A 26,445-nucleotide genomic window follows, 5' to 3' on the forward strand; every position below is an offset into this window, starting at 1 on the left:
GCGGCGCCAGCGGCACTAGACGGCGACGTTGGAAAGCTCTTCTTTGCATCCTGGGTCTCCTCCTTTGTTATGGGTCGTGGCGGATGACGCGGATCTGCAAACGTTTGCAGATCCGCTAAAAAAACTAAGGCACGGCGCGCGGCGGATACGGCATGGCCAGCAGCAGCATGGCTGGCAGGTTGGACGGATTGGATACCTGGCGGGCTTCCCCCGGCGCCAGCCGCACGGAGTCGAACCGCCCCAGGGTGACGGTCTCCGACGGGGTGCGGATACAGACCGTGCCTTCCAGCACGACATAGTGCTTCTCAACGGGCGACGCATCGAGCGACGTATGGCCGCCCGGGAGGATCACTGAGACGCCCATCCACAGCGCCTCCGACGGGCCCGCCTCGTGCCCTTGCAGCCGCAGGCAATGCATGCCGTCGTGGTTGGCCGGATGGTAGGCCGGTGCCTCGGCAAATCGGGTCGTGTTCATGGCGTCAGCACCACGCGTTCGGGGGCGCCCTGCAGCACCGCGCGATAGGCGTCCTTGGCGTCGGCCAGCGCATAGGTATAGTCGGGCAGCACCGGAAACGGCTTGAGTTGCCCGGCGGCGAACATCGGCGCCAGGGCGTCGAGGATCTTGGCGCAGGCCTGGCTGTCCATTGCCAGCGTGTCCACGCCCACATAGGTGTGCTGCCCCCGGTAGAACGCGAAGATATCGAAGGGCACAGGCTTCTCGATGGTCGAGATAAAGATCTGCGTGGCGCCAATCGCCATGGCCAGGTTGGCCTGCTCGAAATAGGGGCTGCCCACCGTGTTGTAAACGATGTCCGCGCCATGGCCGCCGGTTTCGTCGCGCACCACCTCGGCAATGGCTTCCCGGCTGGCATCGATCATGCGCACCGCGCTACTGGCGTGGCCACGGTACGGCTCCGACTTGCGTTCCACCGCGAACACCCGTGCGCCGAGCGCGGTGGCAATCTGGATCGTGGCCTGGCCAACCTTGCCATTGCCGCCGGCGACCAGCACCACGTCGCCCGCCTTGGGCATGCCGGCGCGGCGCAGGCCTTCATAAGCCGTAATGAACGGCACGCCCACGGCACCGGCTTCGATCAGCGAGATGGCGTGCGGCTTGGCGCGCACGGCCTCCGCGCTGATGCGCAGGTACTTGCCGTGCGTACCGTCGCGGCGAATGCCAAGCTCGCCGCCACTGCCCCACACTTGCTGCCCGATCAACTGGCCAGGGCCATCGATAACAACGCCTGCGTAGTCGCGTCCCGGCGTACGTGGCCAGACGGCATGCGGCATCAGGCCGAGCGTGGCCTTGACATCGCTGGGATTCACGCCCGCGCTAACCACTTCGACAATGCACTCGCCCGCGCCCGCCTCTGGCCGCGGCATCCCGACCAGCGACAGCTCGAGCGCGTCGATGGTCGAAGCTTTCCGTTGAACCTGAATGGTGTTCATGATGTATGGATGATCAGTAATGTTTAAAAAGTGCGCGGCGCTCAGGCTTCGCGCAGACCCAACTGCGCGCGCGCCTCGGATGCCGATGCGATCGCTCCGCCCAGCGACTTGACGATGTCCCGCGCCTTGGCCACCAGCGCAGCATTGCTCGGCGCCAGCACGCCTTTTTCCAGGTAGATGTTGTCTTCCAGGCCCACTCGCACGTGGCCGCCGGCCAGCCAGGCCTGTGCGACGATCGGAAACTCGGCCCGGCCGACGCCGAACGCGGACCATTGAGCACCTGCCGGTAGCATGTTGCGGGCATAGAAGATCGTCTCGGGCGTGGCCGCGAAGCCATACTTCACACCGAGCACGAAGGTCCACAAACCCGGGCCCTCGAGCACCCCCTCACGCATGAAATCGAGCGCCATGTTCAAGTCCCCGGAATCGAAGATTTCCAGCTCCGGCATGACGCCCGCGCCGCGAATCACTTCGGCCATTTTGCGGACGTTGGCGGGTGTATTGATGACGACGTCACCGCCCGAGTTCATGGTGTTGAGGTCGAGCGAACACACATCGGGGCGCAAGGCGGCAATATGCTCGACGCGCTTGAGCGGGTGCTGCAGCGTCGTGCCTGCCGCGGCGACGCGCGGTTCGTTCTCGTCGGGCACGAAGCGCCCGCCTGGCCCCGTCGTGAGATTGATGATCAGGCTGCGATTGCGCGCGCGGATCCTGTCGATGACATCGGCGTAGTAGTCGAGCGACATCGACGGCCGCCCCGTTTGCGGATCGCGAACGTGAATGTGCGCCGCGGCCGCCCCCGCTTCAGCCGCCTCAAGCGCCGCGTCGGCAATCTGGGCCGGCGTCACTGGGAGTCCGGGGTGCTGCTCGGGGGTCACGATATTGCCGGTCACCGCGCAGGTGATGATGGTCTTTCTTGCGTGCATGGAAGAATGGAAGTTAAGGGCCTGAGAAAGTACTAGCCAAGCTGGCGGCCGCCATCGACCACAATCGTGGTACCCGTGGCGAACCGCAGCGAGGTCGCGCACGCGACGATGGCATCGGCCACGTCCTCCGCATGGCCAATGCGGCGCAGCGGCGTGGTCTTGGCGGCCCGCTCGTTGAACGTGCTGTCGCGCCCCGGAACGAAGGCCGTATCGACCACTCCCGGAGAGACATTGAGGACGCGGATCTCGGGCGCCAGCGCGCGACCCAGCGACATCGCCATCACGTCCAGCCCCGCCTTCGCGGCGCAGTAGGCCACGTTGCTGCCCTGCCCCGTGCGCCCGGCAATCGACCCGACATTGACGACCAAGCCGGCACCACTGGCTCGCAATGCCGGCGCAAAGGCACGAATGGCGGCAAACTGGCCGCGCCAATTAACGGCAAAGAGCTCGTCGATCAGGTCGTCGTCGAGCGCATCGAGATCGCCATGTGGAATGGCGCGTGTGAAGCCCGATGTGTTGACGAGAATGTCCACGCGGCGGTAATGGTGCTGCACGTCGGCAGCCAGCTTGCGCAGCGAGGCGCTGTCGGCCACCTCGGCATACGCTGCCATGTGGTTGCCGGCGGGCAGCCCTTCGACCGTCTTCGCGGTACGCGCGGCATCGCGCCCGGTCAGCACGACGCTGGCGCCCAGATCGGCCAGGGCGCGGCCAGCGGCAAAACCGATGCCGCCGGTGCCGCCGATGATGACGGCAATCTTGCCGGATAGTGAGTGAGTGGTCATGGTATGGCGCGGTAAATAGGCGTTCAGCCGTGTGGTCAATCGATGGGAGGGGTCGGAAAGGTTTGCTCGCCTGGCTCTAGCGTGAAGTCGAACTTCAGCGTGTAGAACGGCGCCGGCAGGTCGCCCCACGGGCTGCGCCCCACCTCGACACGCTGAAACGCGCCGACCAGTTGCCGATGCACGCCGAACGTGACATCGGTCTCAAGAATGTCGGAGTCGTCGGCAAAGACCTGCGTCACCAACGTGCGGTAGCCGGGTGCGGCCACGATGAAATGAATATGCGCGGGGCGGTACGGATGGCGACGCTGGGCGGCCAGCAACGTGCCCACCGGGCCATTGGTCGGCACGGGGTAGCCCGCGGGACGCACGGTACGGAAGTGATAGTTGCCGTCGGCATCTGTATGAAACACGCCGCGCAGGTTGCGGTCAGGCTGGCGCGGGTCCTGGTTGTCGTACAGGCCCACCGGCGACGCCTGCCAGACCTCCACCATCGCGCCGGGCAGCGCCGAACCGTCAGTGGCGCGCACCGTGCCGCTGACGAACAGCGGCAGGCCAGGCGACTCGTCTTGCACGACGCAGTCGCCACACGCATAACGCGGCGCGTTGGCGCGATAGAACGGCCCCAGCAACGCGCCGGGCGTGCGTCCGCCATTCGTGTTGTTGTTGATCGTCGTGACCAGCGTCGACAAGCCAAGCACATCGGCTGCCAGCACCACTTCGTTATTCGTGGCATGCGTGGCGTGGCCGAGGGCGGCGATGAACGCCAGCGCCCCCTCAAATTCCTCGTCGGTCGGCCGGACCTCACGCAGGAAGGCGTGCAAGTGCGATACCAGCGCAGCCATCACGCCGCGCAGGCGCAGGTCCTCCGTTCCCGCCATCGCCTGCAGGACGACCTCGGTTATCGAATCCTCATCTTCGATCAGCGACAGCGCGCTGACCGGCTTCGGTGCTGGCCGGGCTTCTTGCGTCTCCATATTTGAACTCCTTCTTTTGCAAACGTTTGCATTATGGGCAATTTGCGGTCGAAGGCAAGTACAGACGCGTCAACATAAAGTGAATAAAAATTCACTAAAAATTAGAAAACCCAACGAAATCAAGTCGTCCGGGGCGACATCCGGTCAATCCCTAAGGGACGTCGATGGTGCGTCGGAATGCGCTGGTTTCGGAGCGTATGCGGGATGCGGTCGATGAGGTGAGCACCGTTACCCAATCGAGAATGCGATAGCGGTTTGCATAGCTTATAGAAGCCCAAGCTCTGAGACGCTGCATGTTGAACCCGTAAGCCGTGGAATGCTGGCGGGACGCATCGTAGCGAGCCTTTGCGACTAGTGGGCGAACGCCATGTCTGTCCGCTTCGTTCGCTCAGCCACCGCAACGCCACAGGCGCTCAAGCTGCAATAGCGGCGTCGTTGCTCGCCCGATGGACTGGAACACCCCGGGGCAACTGTTGGCGCGTCGGGGCGGTCTGCCTCGGGATATTTTTCGAAGCAACTTGGGCCTCGCAGGAACGCGCGGGCGCGCACGGCACCGTAGCTGGCAGGGCTGGCGGTACGTCGCTTGATGTCGCTTGGTCGGCGGAAGTAATCGACGCCGTTTCGGCGGGTGATGTGCATCGCTGCCTCTCCCTCGGTGTAAGTGACACGCGGAAGGTGCAGCGGTGAAAGGGTGTTTTCCAAAAAACAAAACCCCGGAAGACCGCGATCTTCCGGGGTTCGCCGCCAATACGATGTAGTGGCGGAGACGGAGGGATTCGAACCCTCGATCCAGGTTTTGGCCCGGATGCTCCCTTAGCAGGGGAGTGCCTTCGACCTGTAGGCCTTGCTGCGCAAGGCTTTGCGGCTCGTTACACTCGCCGCTCCCTCGGCCACGTCTCTTATTCGACTGTTACACCACGCAGTCCGCGTGGAAGGCTTTAGTGTAGCAGTATCCCGGATTCCAGAGGCTCCATAGCGCGGGCACAATTCGCCTACCTGCGGCCGATGGCGCGGGCTATAAACTGCACCGAGGAACGGGGCGCAAAGCACCAAGTACCGTGCATCCACTTACAAGGATGACGTACATGGGCACCATCATTGAACGCTTCACCAAGCGCAACGAGGCTCGCTTCCAGGCGAAGATTCGACTCACGGGCATGCCGATAACATCAAAGGTCTTCAGCAGCCGAGAGGAAGCGGAGACATGGATACGCGCCACGACGCCGGAACTACGGGCACGCTCCCGGGTGACGGCGCGAGAGCAAGCTCAGGCGAAGATGCTCAAAAAGTTCAGAGACCGCCCACGCATCGTGGCTGACCTCCTCCACCGCCGCCTAACTGATGAGACGGGCAGCAAGAAGGGAGCAGAGGCGGAGACTAATCACATCCGCAGCATCCTGAAGTACCCACTAGCCCGCATGCACTTGACGAACCTGACCCGCCATGACATCAATGAATGGCGGGACCAGAGATTGCAAGACGTTGCGCCGAGCACCGTCAATCGGGAACTGAACATCCTCAACGCAGTATTCAAGCTGGCGGTCTACGAATGGGATGTATCTCTCTGCAAGAGCGTGCTGGTGTCAGTACGACGCCCCAAGAACCCGCATGGCCGGGAGCGTCGTCTTCAGCCCGGAGAGGAAGAAGCTTTGCGGGCTGCTGGGGAAGCCGCAAGAAATCCCTTCGTGCTACCCATCTTGGACTTGGCCCTTGAGACGGCCATGCGTCGGAGTGAAATTCTCAACCTCGAATGGGAGCGGATCAACTTCCAGAACCGCGCTATCCAGTTGATCGACACGAAAAATGGCAAGCCGCGAGGCGTCCCGCTGTCGAAGCGAGCAATGGCGGCATTGGACTCGCTTCGGCGTGTCGCTGCCCGCCATCTTGGACGTGACGGGGAAATCGGCACCGGCCCAGTATTTCCCGGCCTCACCGTCAACGCCTTCAAACTAGCGTTTGATCGCACGGTGAAACGCGCCGAACTGAAGAACTTCCGCTTCCACGACTTGCGCCACGAGGCCACCAGCCGGCTTTTTGAGAAAGGGCTGTCCGAGATGCAAGTGGCGAAGATAACGGGCCATACCGACCCCCGAATGCTCGCCCGATACACACATTTGCGCGTAAAAGACCTAGCCGAACAGTTGGATTGACGCGGAGTTATGAAGCGCGGGGGAGCGTGAATCTGCACACGGGAAACGTCTCGCACCCCCAAAACGCCTTACCCTTGCCACTACGCTCAACCATCTTCGCCCCGCAAGCCGCGCATGTCGGCGTCCGGTAGTCCCCCTTAAATGCCTGCGCCAGCAGCGTTGCCTGCTTGTATTGGTCCAGCGCGCGAATCCGCTCAATGATCGCCGGGCCGTCAAGCAACTGGATACCGGCCCGCTCCGCCGACTCCTGCACCGGTCGCCCCACATAGCCAGACAGGGACCAGAACACGCCCCTGCGCACCTTGTGCTCATGCATTACGCCAGCCAATGCGCGAACCTCAACCACCTTAACTGGTTTGCTCCAAGCCTTGCATTGCACGACGGCAACCGGGGCGTCCAGCCCTGCTTTGTATAGCGTGGCGTCGATTCCGCCGTCCGGGCCATGCGGCACTGTCTTGACGGTGAACCCCATCGCCTCGTAGTAGCCGACACACAGCAACTCGAATCGCTTCCACTCCAGAATCTTGAGCGCGTCTAGTGTCCAGCCATTAAATTCCGGCTTCTCTGCTGGCGATACTGGTCGCTGGGAGGCGGTTGATTTATCGGGCGCCCTGGCTCGCTGCCTTGGCTCCGACGGAGTTGGCCTGGCCTGACGTGGCTGTCTTACAGATGAGCGCCGCTCTCTAGGCTCCGGCTGCTCCCGTGCGCTACCGTTGTTCTGCCGCCTCTCGCGGATGAACGACAACAGCCCCAAGAATGCGAACATCGTTGCTGGAACCCATGCCAGCGACTGGCTCATCATCACGATGCCCGCGAGGAAGGGATTCGATGCGAACGAAGCGGGCAAGGCCCAGCGAAAGACAATGTACGCGCCCACGGCCAGTGCTGCGGACACCCACCAAGGCGAATCCAACAATACGTCGCTCAGCGACGGCTCCTTTCTCCTACGTCCCATCGACCCGACCTCATTTATCGTTCTGTGTTCGTGCGAGGCGGCACTCGGGCCGAAGCCCGCGCCACCCCATCTACGAATCTAACCGAGAACGCCTTCCGCCTCGTTGCTCTCTCCCAACACCCCACCACCGATGGGTGCCGAGGAAAGAACGGCGAGCCGAGACAGCGCGAGGCCCGCCTATTCGCCATCGCAACAACTGACTGCGTCAATCAATGAGAATACCGGCCTTACGCATGGCTTGCTTTCGCTTCTCCTCGAATCCTTGCGGATCGAGGGTCGGGGATTTCGCAGACACCTCGGCCTTGCGCGTACCGCGCTCTTTGGTGAGGCGGGAGATTTCATCAGCCACAGGCTGAGGAAGGAGGTTCACAATTGTTGGCCCCAGCGTCGCGGCCTTCGTGGCGTCCTTCGGGAACATGAAGACGGTCAGCATGCCGTTGCCGACTTGCTGCCCGCTGCGAATCACGAAATCGTCGGGGCTGAAATTCGACATGTCGCCGCCTGCCGCCTTCACGCCAGCCGTAAGCTGTGCGTTGATGAGGTTCCGCACTGCCGTTTGGTACACCTCAGTGGACTGCACGCCTACGCCGGGAAGAATGCGGTTCACCGCCGCGTTGAGCGACCGGTCGCCTTGCACGTTGCGCTGTGCCGGGATGATCGTGCCGGGTAGCAAGTCCGCGTTCTTCAGCGTGTCCGCCAGTTTGATCTTTGTCGCCGTCTCCAGCGGCACGTTGTACGCGGTCGCATAGCGCACGGCATCCGGTGCCACAGACTTCTCCAGGTTCGCTACCGTCTCGTCCGTCAGCTTGTACCTCGACAGCATGCCTTGCCCGCCGAGGAACGGGACCAACTGCTTCAGCCAGCCGGGGTTCTCGGACTGGATGACCGAACGCACCTTCTTGCGCTCGTCCCCCGTAGGTGAAATGTCGGGGCGGCCCTTCTGCATCGCGGCGCGGAACTCCACAACCTCCTTCGGGTCGTTCAGGTCCGTGCCGCTGTTCAGGAAGCCGGCCACCTTCGCGGCCTTCTCTGCGCCGAGGTAGTTCACCAACGCCTCTGGCCCATTGTCGCCCGACTGATACAGCGCCCCCGCCCAGGCTAACGCCTGAATCTGCTCCTTCGTCGGCGCGGCACTGCCGCCCGTAAGAAAACCATTGATGCCGGTCTGAAGCATCTGCTCCAACTTCGGACTGCGCATGCTCTCGGCCACAGACACCTGCGCTGCGCGACGGAAGTAATTCGTGACGCGCGCGGGGTCGTTGCTTCCGACTTCGCGGTCGAACGCCTCGTTCATCGTGTCGGCCACGGCCTTACCGTCCAACTCCAGCCCCTTCAGCACGGAGTAGTTGCCCGTAGCGAAGGCTTGGCTGACTACGTTCGCCGAATCGACGTACTTGCCGTCTGCCGCCGCAGCGGACGCCGTGGCCTTCTGCATGGCCGCTTGGCCTGCAAGCCACTGCTTGTGCAGGGCCGCTCGCTTGGCGTTGTCGATAAGCGGTGCGCCTGCGCCAGTGCGCTGCGAGAACCTGTCGTTGTACTGGTCGATGTGCGCGTCCAGCTCACGTTCGGTCGTGATTCCCGATGAACCGTGAGCGAGCGTGAACTCGAAGCCCGCGAGGTTGTTCGTCAGACTCGTGATCGCGGGATTCTGATGCGCGTCCTTCATGACAAACTGAGGCATGTTCTCCTCAATCTGCTCGCGTACCTTCACGTTGATCTGGTTCCACAGCGGGCTGGCCTTGATCGCCTCGTAGTGGTCGAAATTGCCGTTCTGTAGCGAGGCGACAAGCGACTGCGCCATTCCACGGTTCCACGAATCCTGAGACTGCCCCGGAGCCGGCGCGGCGGCGGCCACGGCATTCGCGTAGGCGGCCTCCTTCTCAGCCGGGTCCCAGCCGGTGGAGTTCGCGTTGCGTTGCGCGCGCATGCCGTTGCCGATGGACAGGTTCAGGTTGGTCTGCTTCTCCAGCATGTCCTGCTGCTGCCACGCGAGGTGTTCCCGCATGTGGGTCTTCAGCATCGGACCCCACGATTCGGCCAGCTTCGACTGCACTGTGGCGTCCACGAGAGGATCGCCCGTGTTGCCCAGGTTCGTCGCCTGCTGCACGAGGAACTGCCTCACCTGATCGGGCGACTGCCGGCGCAGCGTGTCCATGTTGGACAGGAAGTCCGTCTCTGCCTGCTGGAGCGCAGTGGTTGCCGTCATGGCCTGTGCGCCACGCACCGTGGCCGAGGGGCCGAAGATGTTCATGTACCACGGGTCGTCTTTGACAACCTGCTGGAGCGTTTGCCCCTGAACCACCTTCGACATACCCTCGAAATACTGCCGCTTCTCCATGCGCTCAACGTAAGGCTTGAGCACACCGTCAGCCAGCTTGTTCACCGCTTCGAGCGAGCGCAGGCCCGTATCGGCGATACCGTTCCAATCGGTGGGCGCGAGTTGTGCACCTATTGCCTGGGGTACGGTCGTTGAGGCCGAGCCGTTGATCTGCGTGGCTGGGGCGCTTGTCTGCACTGCGTCCTGTAGAACTACTCCGCCGTCGGAGTTGAGAGCGAAAGAGTCGGGAACTGCCATTGTTAATCTCCTGTATTGGACGCGCTACTTGAGCGCGCCAAGAAATGAAAACCCCGACACGACGCCGGGGATTAGAGGTGAGTTGGGGGCCGCTACTGCGGTGCGTTGACTAGCCCCAAAACGGCTCGCAGGTATCGGTAACTAGCGAAACGAGGCCCAGGGGTGCGTTGTATTTCCCCGCAATTTCCTGTGTACTCATCCCCGCAAGCCTGTCCTCAATCATGGCGGCGTTCCGGGTTGCCGCTTGACTCAGCGACACACTCAGGTCCGCATCACGAATCGCCTTACTTCGTCGCGCTTCACGCGCTCGCACCGTCTGCGTCGTGGGCTTGTGGAAGCGGCGCGTCATTCAGCGGCCTCGTCGATTGGTTACGTCAAGCGTGGGCCGTTCTGCGCTGGACTTGCGCCCCGGCGTCTTGCGAGCGGCCCATGTGGGCAGGTAGCCGGTCAGCTTCTCCGTAAGGCGGCGGTACTGGCCTACTGCGTTGCTATGCTGCGAGATGCGCTCGAAGTACTCGCGTTCGCTCGCGTCGTTTTCCAGCGGGTGTGTCTTTGTGTTGCTCATGCTCTTTGCCTTCAATCGATAGACCATCCAGCGCGGCGCAGCACCTCCACAAACATGGGATGCTGATGCAGTAACTGGAATAGTCGGGTTGGATGTATCGCCCGCAAGTCGGGGCATTTGAGGTCCGGGGGCTGGGTTATCTCCAGCCGTCCGTCCGGGTGCTCATGGGCAGTGATGTCGCCCTGAGTGATGCTATTGAATTCGCCGGCTCGTGTGCGCCGTCGTATGTCCTGCTGATCCAGCCAGCCGTCTCTACTGCGCTTCCCACCAACGTACCCGCGACCCGCTCGAATGGCATCCCATACCTCCGGCTTTCGGTAGCGCGTACTCCAGCACGTCCAGCAGGCCCGGTCATACACGCGCCGATGCGGACTGCCACAACGCGGGCATGGTGTCTCGCTCCAGAAGATGCCCCGACCGGCTACCAGCGCGTCAATCCGGGCTGGCTCGGTTCGCTTCCGTAGTTCATCAGCAAACGCCGTGTCTCGGATGGCAATCTCCCGAATGCGTTTGGTAAGTACGCGTGCTCGGGGCTGCTGGTGGTGCATCTGCCATCGGCGATCGTGCTTCCGGGTGCCTTGTCCCTTGGGCATGGCTCAGTGCAGACCGGATACGTACTTGCGCACGGTGCTCTCGTGCATACCGACCCGGCGCGCAACTTCCCGCTTGGAGATTCCCGGCTCCGCTGCAAGGATCGCTCGGGCCTTTTCCTTCCAATCAAGTCCTGCGTCCTTTGCGTCAAGGCGGACGTTAGCGCGGGCCACATCCGCCTCGGCGACGGCAAGACGTGCCTCCAGCGCGTCCATGCGAGCTTGCATCGCTCGCTTCTCGCGGGTGAACTGCGAGCCAGAGAACAGCAATTCGGCTAGACCCCGGTACGTGGCGTTCCTCAGGGCGGATTGATGAGTTTGCGTGAACATGTGGTTTCCCTTCAGGTCTTGGATAACAGGGTGCTGTTGCTGGGCCTTCAGCGACTTTCCCATTCGCTTGGGCTGCTTGCTATTTGCCACCCTGTCGGCCCACTCGGGCGAGTACCCCTGTTGCTCGGCGTACTCCCGGACCAGAGGATTCACAGTGGGCTTCGCCCCCAAGTCCACGGTGTCAAGGATGGTCTCTACGATGTAGTCGTGATCCTTCTGTGACGCGCGGTGCGTCCTGAGTCCTCGGGCGCTGCGCTCGCGGAAGTACCGCATACGCTCGGCGTGCTGCTGGGCATGGAACTGCTGCGGAGACATTCCACGTGCTCCGTCGCCTTCAAGATACTTCCGCACCTCCGCCTGCTTGCTGGGCGATACGCCATCAATAGAGATGGCCCCGCTCTGGACGAGTTTGCCAAGGGCAGCGATTTCCTTGGCGCGCTCTGCGTGTGCCTGAGCACTGTCTTTTACCTCGTTTATCATTTGATTGCCCTTGGTCAGGTACAAAGTACCTATTGAGGAGTCCACGAAAGAGTGCGTACCGAGTACGCAGCACGCCTAAGTCCAGACGGCACAACCCCGCCCCGTGAGGGATGGGTGTGTGTCTCAGTCAGAGGACGAAATAGACGTTGGGTGTTCGCCTCGGTGTAGCACCGATGGCGTTAGTTATCTTGTCGTAGGACGAAAAGGACGTCGGGTATTGTCTGTGTCGTGCAACGAAAAGATCGGCACATGTTCCAGCCCAAAAAAAGGGCCGGCTGATAGGCCAGCCCTTTGGGTACTACCGGCGCGGGCCGGTAGGTCAGGCGGGGATGAAGTGAGAAGCGTGGTGCCAGCCTTCGGTGTCGCCGCTGTCGTCCGTGATAACCAGAATCACGCATGCTCCGCGTTCAGTATCGAGCGCGCCGCCTTCAACGGCGTTCACCCGGTACGTCTTACCAAGCGTCAGCCAGTCTTCGGCGTCCTCCACGTCGATGCACAACACGGTGTCCCCGGCAGCGATGGCCGTCCGCGATTCCACCGTCAACTCGTGCAGCCCGTAGCGGTCGTCCGCCTCGTCATAGAAGCCGGCCAACATCGACGGCAGCAGTCCATGACCATCCGCGCTCATGCTGGCGATGAAGTCCCGTGCGCACTTGTCCCGCCAATCCCGCAGCGTGCTGCCCGATGGCATAGCCTTGCGTGCGGCAGGCCAGTACTTCGCGCCGAACTGGCCGAGGCCGTAGGCGGCATCGTGCTCGTCCTGGCTGTAGATGGGGGAGTTGGAATGCTGAGTGGTGTGGGTTACTGCGTGGCGCATGATGCGGCCTCCTATTGAGAGAGTGGAGGTCTGCCGCGCATCGGCCAAGATGGGGGCGGCGGACCGGAAGCGAGGTTGGCCGACCGGTCAATAGGAAACCGGCACACCCGAAGGTGTCCCCGCCCCGGCCCGCCATTGAAGGGGCGTGCTGAGGCAACGCACAAATGATAATGCCGCCCGTGGCGGAAGTGCGCCTATTGATCCCGAGCGGCCAAGCCCGTTCGCGTTTGTCTACGCGAGGACCGCATCCTAGGCTGGCTCCCGCATCCCTTTCAATAGCAATCGATGTACCACGCATGGGTACATTTCGAGGCAGCAGACACGGAGATTCCACGCGCCGTCACGCTGCGAGTATTCGGGGGTAATGAAGGAAACGGCTCTACTACGCGGGTTTCCGGGTAGGTGAAGTGAGGGAAATCCTCCGGCCCCTGGCAAAGTCCCAACCCGCTTGTGTCAACTATCGAACATTTTTGTAACAGCGGCAGCGCGTTGCACACAGCGGGGTGAGCGTCCTATCAATCTGTACGGGGTGGCCGCGCCCGGTCGCCCCCGTGCTTGCGCTTTCACGCCGCCGTAGCCGCAGGGCGAGCTATCCACGCTCCACTAGGTACGTAGTACCTATCGAAAAGTCCGAGAAAACAGTGCGTACTCGGTACGCGCGCTGCGCCAGACTGTTACCCCCTCACGGCTCGCTTCACAGTGCTCTCAGACGTGCCGAAGTGCCGGGCAGTCTCTGCAATGCTGGCCTTGTTCTGGGTGCGCCATGCTGCGATGGAAGCGGCGTCATGCTCCACTGGTCGCCCGAGGCTGGCCTTACCCCGATGTGTACGGCCTGTGGCTGCCAAACTGGCCCGCGCCACGGCTCGCCCTGCCTCTGTGCGTTCCCTAATGCGCTCTCGCTCCAACTCAGCCATCTGCGCCATGAGTGCCAACAGCAGACCACCCGCACCCGTTGCGCTTATCTGACCCAGCCCCCGGACTTCCACCATCACACCTTTGTCTAGGAGGACGCGCACGGTCTGCTGTACGTCGATGCTGTCCCGGCCAAGCCGGTCGATGGCGTACACGTGCAGGCTGTCACCCTTACGGATGAACTCAAGCAGCTTCGCAAAGCCGGGGCGCTTCGCCGCTTGTGTTGCCCCGGACACGCCCTCGTCCATGAACTCATGGTCAAAGCCCCCGCCTAGTGCAGCGCGCTGTGCCTCTATGGACTGGTCGGCGGTGGACACGCGGTAGTAGGCGATTCGGGTCATGGCTGCTCCATTGGGTCAGAAGATACACTGCATTCTGGCCCACAGAGCATTAAGCGTCAATCGTAACTTTTGACCCAAGCAGGAGAGGCCCGCCCGGCCCGGTTCATAACCGTGAACTTCTGGCCCACTGGATACCCGCCCTGCACCGGCTCGTTGCGCGGCCCTGCCACTCCGGCTGGGCGCGCTATGCATTTCATGCGGGCGCGGACGCGACGTGAATCATGCGCGCACCCGCATCAGTTCGCGGGCGCGTTCGGGAGGGTGCACACGGGGGGAATCGGCCTCGCGCGCGCCGTGTGTAGCCCCGCAAAAATGCCAATCAAAATTTTGGCCAACACCTTAATAACAGCTATACTAAGCAGCACTTCGATGCAAAACGAAGAAAAGATAGGGTCAAATCCGAGTCTCATGTCGATGGAGCGTCACTTGAATCTGCAAGTTGTCGAGCGTCCGATGAAGGACCAGCTTATCCAGTACATCGCGTCGCGGACGCCGGCCCTGTTCTTCCAACAAGTAGTGGAAGAAATTGAAACCGCGCACTTTGTGGCGCACCAAGCGGCCAGCACATACGAGGAACCTGAGCGTTTCAGGGTGCTGCCGCAGCTTCAGCACTACGGGTCAAACGCGGCGCTGCGCAAGGCTGCTGTGGTAGCGGGCATGGAGGCCGCCGCCCCGCACACGGAACCGAAAGGTGAGCGGTTCAGTCTCGTTGCTTGCGGGGAGATCCGTTTCGGGCAGATTTGTGTGCCCTTCAACAACTGCACTCCGCGGCCTGCCAAGCATCGCAATGCAATTGCAGCGGTCAATGGCCCCCTCGAACCGACGCAATCCGATCTCTTCAATGGTCTCAAGAATCCAATCCCCGAAGGTCTTGGCTGTCTAATAGTTGCGGTCCGGCAACATCGAGGACAACCCCAGTCAGTCCCGTTCAGTGTGATGGTAGGAGTGCCCTACTCAAATCTGCGCGACTGGCATTTGTTTGTACCGGTCTCGGAGATCATGGCCGCGTACCACCCCGCCGAGCAAATCGACGTACCCGACTTGGCATTCGGGAAGTTGAAACGCCGTATGGGCGATTCTGAAGGTTAATGATGCGTACAGGAGTAGCAGGCTTTCAGCCTGAACGCCTAACACAGGCCCGCCTTTGCAAAGGACTGACGCAGACCGCGTTGGCGGCGAAGGTCGGTCGGTCGTCGGGCACAGTTTCGAAGTGGGAGAAAGGAGATCAGGTTCCCGAGGCAGACGCCCTGGAACGGATAGCGGAGGAACTTTGCATGCCTAGCTCATGGTTCCTTGCCAAGGTGCCGGAGTACGGTGACAAAGTTTGCTTCTACAGGAGCACTGCCTCCGTTACGAAAGAAGCTCAAACGATCGCAGACATTCGACTGAAGTGGTTGAACGAAATCAGTCTGGTGCTGCAAGAATGGGTAGATTGGCCTGCCATAAATGTCCCGCGTCTCGGTGCGAACGACCATCTCAAGATCACCGACGCGGACATTGAACAGGCAGCGGCAGAGTGCCGCCGCATGTGGAATTTGGGGCTTGGCCCCATCTCGGATGTCGTGCTCGCAATGGAGAACGCTGGTGTTATCTGTGTGCGTGAAGAACTTGGTTTCACGCGCATGGACGGCGCGTCTCAATGGTTCGACACAGATGGGCGACCGTACGTATTCCTGGCGGCCGACAAGGCTAATGGTGTAAGGAGCCGATTCGATGCAGCGCACGAACTTGGCCACCTTGTCTTGCATCGCGACATCGACAACATCGAGTTCCAGACACGTTACCCCGAGATTGAACGCCAAGCGCATTTGTTTGCTGCGGCGTTCCTATTACCCGCTGAAACATTTGCGGCTGAATTGATCCGCCCCAGCTTGGATACCTTCGTCGCGCTGAAGGCCCGCTGGAAGGTGTCAATTGGTGCCATGATTATGCGGTGCAAACAACTCGACATCATTGACGAGGAGTACGCTGTGCGGCTGTGGAAGAACTACAGTGCTCGTGGCTGGCGTAAAGGTGAGCCTCTAGATGAGCGCGTAGGCTTTGAGCAGATTCGCTTGCTGCCCCGCACCGTCAACCTACTCCTCTCTGATGGCGGCTTAACTAAGGGCGGACTTCTGGACGCGATCGGCTTCGGCGCAGATGCTACTGAGCCACTGTGCAGCTTACCTTCAGGCTTCTTTAGCCAGCAATCAAGCGTGTCCTCTCTGGACGCTGTGCGGCTGAAGAGAGATGCTCCGCAGATCGAGCAGACTCGCCCCAGCGCAGGAGCGCAAGTAATCGCCTTTCCTCCGGCGAAGTAGCGCCGTGAGCGCGATGTCAATGCTGCCGATGGTGGTATGCCGACATCACGCTACGTACCCCATTTGAAAAGAAACCAACGATACGCAGATGAGTGAGAACAACAGTCAGAAAGTCTTTCGACAGATCAAAGAGATTATCGAAGACCCCTATGCAAATCGTGTCCGCGAGAAGCACCCGTCGCTGGCCGCCCGTTGGCCGGTGGTATCTGGATGCAATCTCCTGGTTGGTCAATTTTGCGGGTGGTTCATAATCATCTTCAAACATACAGGCTCAACCGCCATGCGCTTGCATGACGGCATGGGTGTCCTCACGCCGGAGATCGTCGGAGCGGCAACGATAACTGAAGAAAACAAGGAAGCCATCCGCCGCCGCTTGATCGAGATGCATCGTCTAACGCTTGAAGATGCGCTCGTCTTTTGCCCGCCGAGTGGATTCACGGATGAGGAATTCGAAGTAATGATGCGCCGGCACGAGATGGCGCTTGGATTGACACCAATGAAGATTTTTCTGAGCCATAAGTCGGCCGATAAGCCGCTTGTACGGCAATTCAAGCAGACGCTGGGCGAATTGGGCTTCGACCCCTGGCTGGATGAAGACGCGATGAACGCTGGCGCGGAACTTGAAAGATCGCTGCTTAAGGGCTTCTCGGATTCTTGCGCAGCCGTGTTCTTCATAACGCCCAACTATAGGGATGAGAACTATCTTGCGTCCGAAGTTGACTACGCAATTCAAGAAAAGCGCAAGAAGGGAGAGCAGTTCCAGATCATTACGTTGGTGTTCTCTGAAGATGGCAAAACAGGCGCTGTTCCTGAATTATTGCGTCGGTATGTGTACAAGGAACCCGCAAGTCAATTGCTTGCGTTCAACGAAGTCTTGAAGGCCTTGCCTCTTCGGGTCGGCTCGCCCTATTGGCGAAAGTAAAACGTCAAAATTCGGGAGTGTCGCCGCCAGGTGTCATTCCCGAAACGCCTGTGCCCGGAGAAACTCTCTCTATAACGCTTTGAGTTTCCCAATGCAGTCAGCCAAGAGCGGCGCCGGGAGGTCGCCACTGCCGTAGGCTCCCGAAGCTCCTTGCTCCGCATGACCAAGGATGGCATGCCGCACAACGTCGGCTACGCCAGCAATGCGAAGCATGTCCGCCATTCCGTGCCGCAGACTGTGAAACGTCAGCCGGCTATCCGCGATTTTCAGCTTTGCACGCAACAGTTTCCCGAACCACTTGCTTGTGCTGTCCGAAACCACTCCATACTTGTTTGGCTTCAGCCCAAAGATGGGGCCGGGTGGCAGCGTCGCAGCCCACTCAGCGAACGAGTTTAGGGACGGGTGCAAAGGCACCCAACGCCGCGAAGCAGCGTTCTTCAACGTCATTGGCACGCCCGGCATGTACTCGCCGTAATCGGTTAACTGAAGGCCGCAGAAGCCCTCCTTGTTCAGGATGTCATAAGTGCGAAGCTGGCAAAGCTCGTTGAGCCGCGCTCCCGTGAGATAGCCCAAGCGGGGAATCCAGAACTTCGCCGGCTCGGTGTCCCGATACTCGGCAGTCGCAGAGAGGATGGCAGTTACCTGCCTCGTTGAGAACGGCTGCCGCAGTTCCACTGCGCGAGTATCCGCAGGTAAGGCCATCCCCTCCGCAGGATTGCTTTCGATGAGGCCGCGATTGCGGCCCACTGTCAGAAGCAGACGGATGAAGCCGACCTTCTTGGTGACGGTCGAAGCGGTGTTACCCCGCTCCAGCCACCTATCCCGCATGGCAGCCACGGTCGCCCGCGTGATCGTTCCGATGTGGGGGTTGCCCACCTCGGATACTGCGCGAGCCACCGCGTCCGCAGTCTTGTCAGTGGGATTGTTCTCGCGCCGCCAGATGGGGATAAGGCAGGCCAGCGTGACCTTGTTCGACTTCGGCGCTCGCCGCTCGGCTGCGCCCTGCGTGCTCAGAGGCGCAGTCTGGTCCGGCGTTACAGCAATCCGCTCGGGAGGCACCGGCTCACCGCGCTTCAGGCTGAACTCGTCATCAAGCTGGACGGCAGCACGAAGCGCAAGGCGGGCCGCCATAGGACGATCTTTGGTGCGGAGGCTGTAGATGATCTCTCGCTTGCCGTAGATGGCAACGAGGTCAGCGGGGATTTTCTTGCGGAAGTAGTAGACGCCGTTTCGGCGGGTGATGTGCATCGCTGACTCTCCCTCGGTGTAAGTGACACGCGGAAGGTGCAGCGGTGTAAGACTGTCTCCTAGCGGATTCCCCAGCCCCCTCAAGGGCTGGGGTCCACATTCGCCATTACTGGCGGAGACGGAGGGATTCGAACCCTCGATCCAGGTTTTGGCCCGGATGCTCCCTTAGCAGGGGAGTGCCTTCGACCTCTCGGCCACGTCTCCCAAACTTGCGTTGTGCGAGGGAGCCGCACAACGAAGCGCGTATTCTAGCGAGGGTGCTGTAGCTGGTCAATGAAATTTCGATGACCGAGCGCAAAATCCACAACAATCCCGCCAGAAAAAAATCAGAGTCGGATCACGCCTGATCCAGCTCGAATACCTTGTGCAGCGCGCGCACGGCGAGCTCCATGTACTTCTCGTCGATCAGCACCGAGATCTTGATTTCGGACGTCGAGATCATCTGGATGTTGATGCCCTCTTCGGACAGCGTGCGGAACATCTTGCTGGCGATGCCGACGTGCGAACGCATGCCGACGCCCACCACCGATACCTTGGACACCTTCGGGTCGCCCGACACGCTGCCGGCGCCGATGTGCGACTTCACGCCGTCGTTCAGGATCGTCAGCGCGCGCTGGTATTCGCCGCGCGGCACGGTGAAGGTGAAGTCGGTCTTGCCGTCCACCGACTGGTTCTGGATGATCATGTCGACGTCGATGTTGGCGTCGGCGATCGGGCCCAGGATCTGGTAGGCGATGCCCGGCTTGTCCGGCACGCCCAGCACAGTGATCTTGGCTTCGTCACGGGCAAAGGCGATGCCAGAGATGACGGCTGCTTCCATATCAGACTCTTCCTCAAAAGTAATCAGCGTGCCCGAATGCATTTCCTGTTCGAGCGGCATCAGGGGGTCGGTCAGCGACGACAGCACGCGGGTCTTCACGCGGTACTTGCCGGCAAACTCCACCGAGCGGATCTGCAGCACCTTGGAGCCCAGGCTGGCCATTTCCAGCATTTCCTCGAAGGTGATCTTGTCCAGCCGGCGGGCGTCCTCGACCACGCGCGGATCGGTCGTGTACACGCCGTCCACGTCGGTGTAGATCAGGCATTCGTCAGCCTCGATGGCCGCGGCGATGGCAACTGCCGAGGTGTCCGAGCCGCCGCGCCCCAGCGTCGTGATGTTGCCTTCCTCGTCGATACCCTGGAAGCCGGTGATGACCACCACCTTGCCGGCGTCGAGATCGCCGCGGATGCGCTCGTCGTCGATCGACTGGATGCGCGCCTTGGTATAGGCCGAATCGGTCTTCACCGGAACCTGCCAGCCGGTATAGCTCACCGCATCGATGCCCTCGCCGTGCAGCGCGATGGCCAGCAGGGCCACACTGGCCTGCTCGCCGGTCGATGCCAGCATGTCGAGTTCGCGCGGGTCCGGCTGCGCGGAAATTTCCTTGGCAAGACCCAGCAGGCGATTGGTCTCGCCCGACATGGCCGAAGGCACCACAACAACGCGGTGACCGGCGCGATGCCACTTGGCTACGCGCTTGGCGACATTCTTGATGCGTTCCGTGGAACCCATCGAAGTGCCGCCGTATTTGTGAACGATGAGAGCCATCTTCTAGTCGACGCCGACGATTGTGCAAAGCCGAAGAAATTACACCAAGACTGGCTGCTGGTAAAGGCCGAAAGGGTCAAAATGGGCAAAAACGTGGCGGATTTGCTGTCATTTTTATGTGAAAAATACTCACATAAAAAAATAGATCTGTCCCTATTTTCCGTGGCCCGGCGGTTGCGGCGGCGCGGAATCGATGTGCGCGATCCACTCCACGCGCCAGCGCGGCGCATGCGATAAATCTGCCGGCCAGCGCCGATGCATGCCCAGTCCGGCCGCCAGCACAAGCGTCTGCTCCCGCCATAGCAGCGGCAGATGCGCGCGCCGCCACGCAGGGATGTCCGCCTCCTGGTAGGCCTGCTTGAGCGCTCGCGCCGGGCCGCCCGGACGCAGCACGATGCGCTCGCCCCCTGCCCTGCCCGTGAGCCTCAACGGTCCGCGCAACACGTCTTCGGGGACGCCGAAAGAGTCGTCGCGCGCGAAGTGCAGTTCGCCGTGCCATGCGGGCACCACGATGCGCGTCTCGCCGCGCCACTCGAACGAGAACGGCGCGGGCGACGCCACCGGCGCGGCCCGGCACGCCAGCACGCGATCGCGGAAACGGCGCAGTACCAGGCCGTCGTGCGCGATGGCAGGCTCGCCGCCGTGGTGCTCGATCAGTTGCGCACGCATCGCCGCCAGGCGCGCCGTCGATGGCGGCTGCACGCCAAGATCGCGCAGCCAGTGGCGCAGCACCGCATCGCCATGTTCGGCGGGCAAGGCGCGCAGACCGGCAAGGTCGAGTTCGGAAAAGGTGTCGGCGTCGCGCCCTGCGCGCACCAGCGCGGCCAGCGACTGCTGCGCCAGTGCGTCGAGCATGCCGGCCGCCTGCGCGAAATGCGCAGCCGCCTGCGCGACGTTATCGTGAAGTGCGGGGAACGCCTGCAGCAGCGCGGGCAGATGCGCGCGCAGCGCGTTGCGCGCGAAGCGGGTGTCGGCGTTGGAAGGATCGTCGATCCATTGCAGCCGGTTTTGCGCGCAATAGTCGTCGATTTGCGCGCGCGGAATGTCGATCCAGGGACGGAGCAGTTGCACATCGCCGCGTGCATCGAGCGGACGCCGTGCCGGCATGCCCGCCATGCCGGCCACGCCCGTGCCGCGAAACAAGCGCATCAGCACGGTTTCGATCTGGTCGTCGCGATGATGCGCGAACAGCAGCAGCCCGGCGCCATGTTCGCGACACATGCGCCCGAGGGCCTCGTAACGGGCGCGCCGCGCCGCCGCCTCGATGCCCTCTCCAGCAGCTGGCGCGACCGTCACGCGCGCGCTGGCCAGCGGCACCTGCCATCCATCGCACAGCGTCTGGCAAAACGCCGTCCAGGCGTCGGCCTGCGGCTGCAGGCCGTGATGCACGTGCAGCGCCACCAGTCGCGCCGCCGGCCAGCCCTCGCGCAGCGCGGCGCGCGTGGCGTGGAGCAAGGCTACGGAATCGCGTCCGCCGGACAACGCCACCGCAATCGCCGCCGGCGCCGACGCGCCAGAAACAACAAAGGCCGCACCGGCCTGCAGAGCCTGTGCGACCTTTGCGGTCAGTTGCGCGAGCGTATCGGGCGCGGAACCTGCGGCGCTCACATCATTCCTGCGCGCCGGTTTCCTTGAACTTGCCATACGCCATCAGCCGTTCGTGACGGCGCGCCTGCAGTTCCTTGACGCTCATGCCCTGGAACTGACGCAGCGATTCCGCCAGCGTGCGCTTCAACATCGTGGCCATCGCCTTCGGATCGCGGTGCGCGCCACCGAGCGGCTCGTTCACGATCTTGTCGATCAGACCCAGCGCCTTCAGACGATGCGCAGTCAGGCCCAGCGCTTCGGCGGCTTCGGGGGCCTTCTCGGCGGTCTTCCACAGGATCGACGCGCAACCTTCCGGCGAGATCACCGCGTAGGTGGCGAACTGCAGCATCTGCACGACGTCGCCCACGGCGATTGCCAGGGCGCCGCCCGAGCCGCCTTCACCAATGATGGTGGCGATCAGCGGCACCTTCAGTCCGGCCATCACGTAGAGGTTGTGGCCGATGGCTTCCGACTGGCCACGCTCTTCTGCGTCGATGCCGGGGAATGCGCCGGGCGTATCGACAAACGTGAAGATCGGCAGGCCGAACTTGTCGGCCAGCTCCATCAGGCGCTTTGCCTTGCGATAGCCCTCGGGCTTGGACATGCCGAAGTTGCGCAGCGCGCGTTCCTTCGTGTCGCGGCCCTTCTGGTGGCCGATCACCATGCACGCCTGGCCATTGAAGCGCGCCAGGCCGCCCACGATCGAAAGATCGTCGGCAAAGGCGCGATCGCCATGCAGTTCATGGAAGTCGGTAAAGATCTCGCGCACATAGTCCAGCGTGTAAGGACGCTGCGGGTGACGCGCGATCTGCGCAACCTGCCACGGGGTCAGGCTGGCGTAGATATCCTTGGTCAGCTGCTGGCTCTTGCCGGCCAGCCGCGAAATCTCTTCGGAAATGTCGACAGCCGAATCGTCCTGCACAAAACGCAGTTCTTCGATTTTTGCCTCGAGCTCGGCAATCGGCTGCTCGAAATCCAGGAAGGTGGTTTTCATAAAGACGCGGACCTGTCTGTGAAGGGGCGCATTCTACCGGAAAATATTCAGGTTTCCGCCACCCATTAAGTTGATTACAGCGCACTTAGAACGGAAATCAACACTGTTTTTGCTTCCAAACACCCTGCTACGTCACTAATACGTCACTGGCAAGGGATCGAGGCTGCGCCACATGTACCAAGTGGCAACCGTTCGCCAGGGTTCCCAGTTGGCGGCCACCTCGCGCGCCTCGCTACGGGTCACGGGCTCGCCGCTGAAGTAGTTGGCGGAAATCGCGTTGATCAGCCCGACATCGTCGAGCGGCAGCACGTTCGGCCGCATCAGATTGAACATCAGGAACATCTCCGCCGTCCACCGGCCAATGCCGCGGATCTGGGTGAGTTCCGCAATCACGGCCTCGTCGTCCATGCCGGACCACTCATTGACATGGACGCTGCCGGCCTTGAAATGTTCAGCGAGATCGGTGATGTACTCGGCCTTGCGCTTGGACAGGCCGCAGCCGGCCAGTTGGTCGGTGCCGGCCTTCAGAAACTGCGCCGGCGTCAGCCGTGGACAGAGCGTCACCAGGCGCTCCCAGACCGACTGGGCTGCCTTGACGGAAATCTGCTGGCCGACGATCGAACGCGCCAGCGTGACGAATGGGTCGCCGCGCGACACGAGGTGCGCCGGGCCGTACGTCGGGATCATCTTGCGCAGGATGCGGTCGCGCTTCATCAGGTCCGCGCAGGCTTCGTCCCAATAGGCGGGACGCACGGCGTCGACCACGGTCTCGACCGGCAGCGGCACGGCGCTGGCTTCCGGCAGTTCGGGCTTGCGGCCCTTGCCGGCGCCGGCCCTGGCAGGAGCAGCCGCCTTGGCAGCGACCTTTGCCGCGGATTTGGCGGACACCTTCGGCGCCTGCTTTGCCGCCGTCTTGCCCGCTGGCCTGGGGCCGGCGGCGGCAGTTTTCGGCTTGCGCGCGACAGCGTTCAAGCACGCCTCCATTCGGTGACGCCGCCCGGTTTGTCTTCCAGCACGACGCCCGATTCGAGCAGTTCGGCGCGGATGCGGTCAGCCTGCGCGAAATCGCGTTCCGCCTTGGCGGCCTTGCGCGCGGCGATCTTCGCCTCGATGTCGTCCGCCGACAGGCCATCGGCCATCTTGCCGCCTTGCAGAAACGTGTGCGGATCGCGCTCGAGCAGGCCCAGCGTGCCGGCCAGCGCCTTGAGCTGATGCGCGGACGCCAGCGACCCGGTGCGGTTCACTTCGCTGGCCAGGTCGAACAGCACCGACACCGCGATCGGCGTATTGAAATCGTCGCTCATCGCCTCGGCAAAACGCCTGGCGTGAGGCTCGTCCCAATCGACCGCGCAGCCGCCGGGCTGGGTTTCCTTCAGCGCCGTGTACAGGCGCGTCAGCGCATGTCGAGCGTCGTCGAGATGCGCATCGCTGTAGTTCAGCGGGCTGCGGTAGTGCGCGCGCAGGATGAAAAAGCGCACGACTTCCGCATCGTATTGCTTGAGCACTTCGCGGATCGTGAAAAAATTGCCGAGCGATTTCGACATCTTTTCGTCGTTGATGCGCACGAAGCCGTTGTGCATCCAGACATTGACGAACGGCTTGCCGCTGGCGCCTTCCGATTGCGCGATCTCGTTCTCGTGATGCGGAAACTGCAGGTCCGCGCCGCCGCCGTGGATGTCGAAATGTTCGCCCAGCAGCGTGCAGCTCATGGCGGAGCATTCAATATGCCAGCCGGGACGGCCGCTGCCCCACTTCGAATCCCACTTCGATTCCGGCGGCTCGTTTTCCTTGGCCGATTTCCAGAGCACGAAGTCGAGCGGATCCTGCTTGGCGTCGTTGGCACTCACGCGTTCGCCGGCGCGCAAGTCTTCCAGCGACTTGCCGGACAGCTTGCCGTAGCCGGCAAACTTGCGCACCGAATAATTCACGTCGCCATCGGGCGCATGATAGGCCAGTCCCTTGGCTTCGAGCTTTTCGATGATGTTGAGCATTTGCGGCACGTACTCGGTGGCGCGCGGCTCGTAGTCGGGGCGGATGATATTGAGCGCCGCCGCATCCTCATGCATGAACTGGATGAAGCGCGTGGTCAACTGGCCGATCGTCTCGCCGTTTTCTGCGGCGCGACGGATGATCTTGTCGTCGATATCGGTAATGTTCTGCACGTACGTCACATCGTAGCCAGCCGCGCGCAGCCAGCGATGCACCATGTCGAACACCACCATCACGCGCGCATGCCCGACGTGACAGTAGTCGTACACGGTCATGCCGCACACATACATGCGTACCTTGCCGGGTTCGATGGGCACGAAAGGCTGCTTTTCACGCGCAAGCGTGTTGTAGATGTTCAGTTGCTGCATGTAGCGATGTGATTGGATGACGATGCCGGACGCGCGCGAGACGTCGCGCGGGCCCCATATCTTACCGGAAGCTTTCTGGTCCGGCCTGATGCGCAACCGCCATTGCCGGGGACAGACCGTGCGGCCGCTGCTGCACGCCCTGCCGCTTTGCTAGAATGCCGCGGAGTATAACGGACCGCCCTTACATGAGCCTGCTTCTGCCCATCCCGACCATTGCCTCTGCCCGTCGCGGCGGAACCCTTTCCGCGCTGACGTGCTCGCTGGCGATGGCGGCGGCCCTGCTTGCCGCGCCGGCGCTGGCGCAGAACGGCCCGCTGTCGCTGTCCGCGCCCCCCGCGCCGCCGTCTGGACCGATCTCGTCGGACCCGGGCATGGCGCCGGCCCAGAAGGCCGTGAACGAGAAGCGATATAGCGACGCGATCGCGGCCTTCGACAAGGTGCTGGCCAGCAACCCGCGCAATGCCCAGGCGCGATTCCAGCGCGCGTGGGCGATGGCCAAGCTCGGCCGCGACGACGACGCGATCCAGGCTTTCGCCGAAATGGCGCAGGATTTCCCCGAGTTGCCGGAGCCCCACAACAACCTGGCGCTGCTGTACGCCAAGCGCGGCGACCTGAAGCGCGCCGAGGCCGAACTGCTGCTGGCCATCGACGCCAAGCCCGACTACGCCATCGCGTACAGCAACCTTGGCGACGTGTACCGCCGCCTGGCCGAACAGGCCTACGGCAACGCGGTGCGCCGCAATCCGGGCGACGGCCGCGCGGCGGCAAGCCTGCGCCAGCTGCAGGGCTCGCAGAACGCCGACGCGCCTGCCGCAACGCCAGAGACACGCAAGGCCCCGGCCAGCGCGCCGCGGGCGCGCTAGGCTCGTTTCGCTTCGTCTGCCCGCCCGTTTTGGCGCACCCCGGTGCGTCGTTCGCGGCGACAAGGCGGCACCCCGATCTGCCTCACCTGAATCACGGAGTCCAGACATGACCCTTTCCCGTCGCATCGTCCTGGCCGGCCTGATGGCCGCCACCACCCTGGCCCCGCTGGCCGCCCTGGCGCAGGCCGCGAGCCCCGCCGCGGCCGCGGCGAAGACCGAGCGCGTGCAGTTCGCCACCACCGCCGGCAAGTTCACCATCGAGGTCTATCCCGACGCCGCGCCGAAGACCGTCGCCAACTTCATGGAATATGTGAAGAGCGGGTTCTATTCCGGCACCATCTTCCATCGTGTGATCAATGGATTCATGGTGCAGGGCGGCGGCTACGACCGCGACATGAAGGAAAAACCTACCCGCGCGCCGATTCCGCTGGAAGCCCAGAACGGCCTGAAGAACAAGGCGGGCACCGTCGCCATGGCGCGCACGTCGAATCCGAACTCCGCCACCGCGCAGTTCTTCGTCAATGTGGTGGATAATCCGAACCTCGACTACCCGCAGCCCGATGGCAACGGTTATGCCGTCTTCGGCAAAGTGGTGGAAGGCATGGACACGATCGACAAGATCAAGACCACGCCGACCACGGCGTACGGCGCCATGCGCAACGTGCCCGCCGCGCCGATCGTGATCGAGTCCGCCACGGTCGTCACCAAGTAAGCACCCGCGCCTGGCGCGCGGCAATCAC

23 protein-coding genes and 1 tRNA gene are annotated in these 26,445 nt (G+C 62.3%); 6 read left to right on the forward strand and 18 right to left on the reverse strand.

The window, feature by feature from the left end:
• Positions 1–124: 124 nt before the first annotated feature.
• The 5 genes from F7R19_RS17745 to F7R19_RS17765 are packed head-to-tail and all read right to left on the reverse strand — an operon-like array spanning position 125 to position 4,131.
• Positions 125–475, reverse strand: coding sequence for a cupin domain-containing protein (locus F7R19_RS17745; protein WP_150981462.1), 351 nt, complete (start codon positions 473–475; stop codon positions 125–127).
• Positions 472–1,449 carry a quinone oxidoreductase family protein gene (locus F7R19_RS17750; RefSeq protein WP_061956138.1) on the reverse strand — a complete coding sequence of 326 codons (978 nt, stop codon included), beginning with the start codon at positions 1,447–1,449 and terminating at the stop codon, positions 472–474. Before F7R19_RS17750 ends, F7R19_RS17745 begins: the two co-directional genes overlap by 4 nt.
• A 41-nt stretch (positions 1,450–1,490) precedes the next feature.
• Positions 1,491–2,375: a beta-keto acid cleavage family enzyme gene (locus F7R19_RS17755; protein WP_150981524.1), complete on the reverse strand. Its 885-nt coding sequence runs from the start codon at positions 2,373–2,375 to the stop codon at positions 1,491–1,493.
• A gap of 32 nt (positions 2,376–2,407) precedes the next feature.
• Positions 2,408–3,157 (reverse strand): SDR family NAD(P)-dependent oxidoreductase, encoded by a 750-nt coding sequence (locus tag F7R19_RS17760; protein WP_150981463.1) that lies wholly within the window; start codon positions 3,155–3,157, stop codon positions 2,408–2,410.
• Positions 3,158–3,192: 35 nt separating this feature from the next.
• Positions 3,193–4,131, reverse strand: a complete 939-nt coding sequence (locus tag F7R19_RS17765) for an intradiol ring-cleavage dioxygenase (protein WP_150981464.1) — start codon at positions 4,129–4,131, stop codon at positions 3,193–3,195.
• Positions 4,132–5,216: 1,085 nt separating this feature from the next.
• Here F7R19_RS17765 and F7R19_RS17770 point away from each other — a divergent pair.
• Positions 5,217–6,281, forward strand: coding sequence for a site-specific integrase (locus F7R19_RS17770; RefSeq protein WP_170292607.1), 1,065 nt, complete (start codon positions 5,217–5,219; stop codon positions 6,279–6,281).
• Positions 6,282–6,288: 7 nt separating this feature from the next.
• On the opposite strand, the gene F7R19_RS17775 is transcribed toward F7R19_RS17770, so the two are convergent.
• The 6 genes from F7R19_RS17775 to F7R19_RS17800 all read right to left on the reverse strand — a co-directional run bounded on the left by F7R19_RS17775 (position 6,289) and on the right by F7R19_RS17800 (position 13,846).
• Complete coding sequence (locus F7R19_RS17775) at positions 6,289–7,176, reverse strand: restriction endonuclease (protein WP_317851303.1); 888 nt, start codon at positions 7,174–7,176, stop codon at positions 6,289–6,291.
• Between the two features lie 265 nt (positions 7,177–7,441).
• A complete protein-coding gene (locus tag F7R19_RS17780; RefSeq protein WP_150981467.1) occupies positions 7,442–9,811 on the reverse strand; it encodes a hypothetical protein in 2,370 nt (789 codons plus the stop codon).
• Between the two features lie 349 nt (positions 9,812–10,160).
• Entirely contained in the window at positions 10,161–10,376 is a 216-nt protein-coding gene (locus tag F7R19_RS17785; protein ID WP_150981468.1) for a hypothetical protein, read from the reverse strand.
• Positions 10,377–10,972: 596 nt separating this feature from the next.
• Complete coding sequence (locus F7R19_RS17790; RefSeq protein ID WP_150981469.1) at positions 10,973–11,800, reverse strand: helix-turn-helix domain-containing protein; 828 nt, start codon at positions 11,798–11,800, stop codon at positions 10,973–10,975.
• 295 nt (positions 11,801–12,095) lie between these two features.
• A complete protein-coding gene (locus F7R19_RS17795) occupies positions 12,096–12,593 on the reverse strand; it encodes a hypothetical protein (RefSeq protein WP_150981470.1) in 498 nt (165 codons plus the stop codon).
• A 674-nt stretch (positions 12,594–13,267) separates the two neighbouring features.
• Complete coding sequence (locus F7R19_RS17800; protein ID WP_150981471.1) at positions 13,268–13,846, reverse strand: recombinase family protein; 579 nt, start codon at positions 13,844–13,846, stop codon at positions 13,268–13,270.
• Between the two features lie 369 nt (positions 13,847–14,215).
• On the opposite strand from F7R19_RS17800, the gene F7R19_RS17805 reads away from it, so the two are divergent.
• The 3 genes from F7R19_RS17805 to F7R19_RS17815 all read left to right on the forward strand — a co-directional run bounded on the left by F7R19_RS17805 (position 14,216) and on the right by F7R19_RS17815 (position 17,068).
• A complete protein-coding gene (locus tag F7R19_RS17805) occupies positions 14,216–14,935 on the forward strand; it encodes a hypothetical protein (protein ID WP_150981472.1) in 720 nt (239 codons plus the stop codon).
• Between the two features lie 2 nt (positions 14,936–14,937).
• Positions 14,938–16,146, forward strand: coding sequence for a helix-turn-helix domain-containing protein (locus tag F7R19_RS17810; RefSeq protein WP_150981525.1), 1,209 nt, complete (start codon positions 14,938–14,940; stop codon positions 16,144–16,146).
• Positions 16,147–16,234: 88 nt separating this feature from the next.
• Positions 16,235–17,068, forward strand: a complete 834-nt coding sequence (locus tag F7R19_RS17815; RefSeq protein ID WP_211922750.1) for a toll/interleukin-1 receptor domain-containing protein — start codon at positions 16,235–16,237, stop codon at positions 17,066–17,068.
• A gap of 69 nt (positions 17,069–17,137) precedes the next feature.
• On the opposite strand, the gene F7R19_RS17820 is transcribed toward F7R19_RS17815, so the two are convergent.
• The 7 genes from F7R19_RS17820 to cysS all read right to left on the reverse strand — a co-directional run bounded on the left by F7R19_RS17820 (position 17,138) and on the right by cysS (position 24,842).
• Positions 17,138–18,316 carry a site-specific integrase gene (locus F7R19_RS17820; protein ID WP_150981473.1) on the reverse strand — a complete coding sequence of 393 codons (1,179 nt, stop codon included), beginning with the start codon at positions 18,314–18,316 and terminating at the stop codon, positions 17,138–17,140.
• Positions 18,317–18,426: 110 nt separating this feature from the next.
• A tRNA-Ser gene (locus tag F7R19_RS17825) sits at positions 18,427–18,520 on the reverse strand.
• A 133-nt stretch (positions 18,521–18,653) separates the two neighbouring features.
• A complete protein-coding gene (locus F7R19_RS17830) occupies positions 18,654–19,904 on the reverse strand; it encodes an aspartate kinase (RefSeq protein WP_061956131.1) in 1,251 nt (416 codons plus the stop codon).
• A gap of 153 nt (positions 19,905–20,057) precedes the next feature.
• Entirely contained in the window at positions 20,058–21,473 is a 1,416-nt protein-coding gene (tilS, locus tag F7R19_RS17835; RefSeq protein WP_285846848.1) for a tRNA lysidine(34) synthetase TilS, read from the reverse strand.
• Between the two features lie 40 nt (positions 21,474–21,513).
• The gene (locus tag F7R19_RS17840) at positions 21,514–22,485 is read right to left on the reverse strand and encodes an acetyl-CoA carboxylase carboxyltransferase subunit alpha (RefSeq protein WP_061956129.1); all 972 of its coding nucleotides are present in this window, start codon (positions 22,483–22,485) and stop codon (positions 21,514–21,516) included.
• A 135-nt stretch (positions 22,486–22,620) separates the two neighbouring features.
• Entirely contained in the window at positions 22,621–23,469 is an 849-nt protein-coding gene (locus tag F7R19_RS17845; protein WP_211922752.1) for a DNA-3-methyladenine glycosylase family protein, read from the reverse strand.
• Positions 23,454–24,842 carry a cysteine--tRNA ligase gene (gene cysS, locus F7R19_RS17850; protein ID WP_061956127.1) on the reverse strand — a complete coding sequence of 463 codons (1,389 nt, stop codon included), beginning with the start codon at positions 24,840–24,842 and terminating at the stop codon, positions 23,454–23,456. Before cysS ends, F7R19_RS17845 begins: the two co-directional genes overlap by 16 nt.
• 185 nt (positions 24,843–25,027) lie before the next feature.
• On the opposite strand from cysS, the gene F7R19_RS17855 reads away from it, so the two are divergent.
• Both F7R19_RS17855 and F7R19_RS17860 read left to right on the forward strand, forming a co-directional pair.
• Positions 25,028–25,705 carry a tetratricopeptide repeat protein gene (locus F7R19_RS17855; RefSeq protein WP_150981475.1) on the forward strand — a complete coding sequence of 226 codons (678 nt, stop codon included), beginning with the start codon at positions 25,028–25,030 and terminating at the stop codon, positions 25,703–25,705.
• A 106-nt stretch (positions 25,706–25,811) separates the two neighbouring features.
• On the forward strand, positions 25,812–26,417 hold the full coding sequence (locus F7R19_RS17860) for a peptidylprolyl isomerase (RefSeq protein ID WP_150981476.1): 606 nt from the start codon (positions 25,812–25,814) through the stop codon (positions 26,415–26,417).
• The last annotated feature ends 28 nt before the right edge of the window (positions 26,418–26,445 follow it).

The organism is Cupriavidus pauculus, from assembly GCF_008801835.1.
Lineage (GTDB): Bacteria > Pseudomonadota > Gammaproteobacteria > Burkholderiales > Burkholderiaceae > Cupriavidus > Cupriavidus pauculus.

Coding starts and splice junctions, on each gene's coding strand:
- F7R19_RS17745 (WP_150981462.1), bottom strand. CDS start 475: ATGAACACGACCCGATTTGCCGAGGCACCGGCCTACCATCCGGCCAAC.
- F7R19_RS17750 (WP_061956138.1), bottom strand. CDS start 1,449: ATGAACACCATTCAGGTTCAACGGAAAGCTTCGACCATCGACGCGCTC.
- F7R19_RS17755 (WP_150981524.1), bottom strand. CDS start 2,375: ATGCACGCAAGAAAGACCATCATCACCTGCGCGGTGACCGGCAATATC.
- F7R19_RS17760 (WP_150981463.1), bottom strand. CDS start 3,157: ATGACCACTCACTCACTATCCGGCAAGATTGCCGTCATCATCGGCGGC.
- F7R19_RS17765 (WP_150981464.1), bottom strand. CDS start 4,131: ATGGAGACGCAAGAAGCCCGGCCAGCACCGAAGCCGGTCAGCGCGCTG.
- F7R19_RS17770 (WP_170292607.1), top strand. CDS start 5,217: ATGGGCACCATCATTGAACGCTTCACCAAGCGCAACGAGGCTCGCTTC.
- F7R19_RS17780 (WP_150981467.1), bottom strand. CDS start 9,811: ATGGCAGTTCCCGACTCTTTCGCTCTCAACTCCGACGGCGGAGTAGTT.
- F7R19_RS17785 (WP_150981468.1), bottom strand. CDS start 10,376: ATGAGCAACACAAAGACACACCCGCTGGAAAACGACGCGAGCGAACGC.
- F7R19_RS17795 (WP_150981470.1), bottom strand. CDS start 12,593: ATGCGCCACGCAGTAACCCACACCACTCAGCATTCCAACTCCCCCATC.
- F7R19_RS17800 (WP_150981471.1), bottom strand. CDS start 13,846: ATGACCCGAATCGCCTACTACCGCGTGTCCACCGCCGACCAGTCCATA.
- F7R19_RS17805 (WP_150981472.1), top strand. CDS start 14,216: ATGCAAAACGAAGAAAAGATAGGGTCAAATCCGAGTCTCATGTCGATG.
- F7R19_RS17810 (WP_150981525.1), top strand. CDS start 14,938: ATGCGTACAGGAGTAGCAGGCTTTCAGCCTGAACGCCTAACACAGGCC.
- F7R19_RS17815 (WP_211922750.1), top strand. CDS start 16,235: ATGAGTGAGAACAACAGTCAGAAAGTCTTTCGACAGATCAAAGAGATT.
- F7R19_RS17820 (WP_150981473.1), bottom strand. CDS start 18,316: ATGCACATCACCCGCCGAAACGGCGTCTACTACTTCCGCAAGAAAATC.
- F7R19_RS17830 (WP_061956131.1), bottom strand. CDS start 19,904: ATGGCTCTCATCGTTCACAAATACGGCGGCACTTCGATGGGTTCCACG.
- F7R19_RS17840 (WP_061956129.1), bottom strand. CDS start 22,485: ATGAAAACCACCTTCCTGGATTTCGAGCAGCCGATTGCCGAGCTCGAG.
- F7R19_RS17845 (WP_211922752.1), bottom strand. CDS start 23,469: ATGGAGGCGTGCTTGAACGCTGTCGCGCGCAAGCCGAAAACTGCCGCC.
- cysS (WP_061956127.1), bottom strand. CDS start 24,842: ATGCAGCAACTGAACATCTACAACACGCTTGCGCGTGAAAAGCAGCCT.
- F7R19_RS17855 (WP_150981475.1), top strand. CDS start 25,028: ATGAGCCTGCTTCTGCCCATCCCGACCATTGCCTCTGCCCGTCGCGGC.
- F7R19_RS17860 (WP_150981476.1), top strand. CDS start 25,812: ATGACCCTTTCCCGTCGCATCGTCCTGGCCGGCCTGATGGCCGCCACC.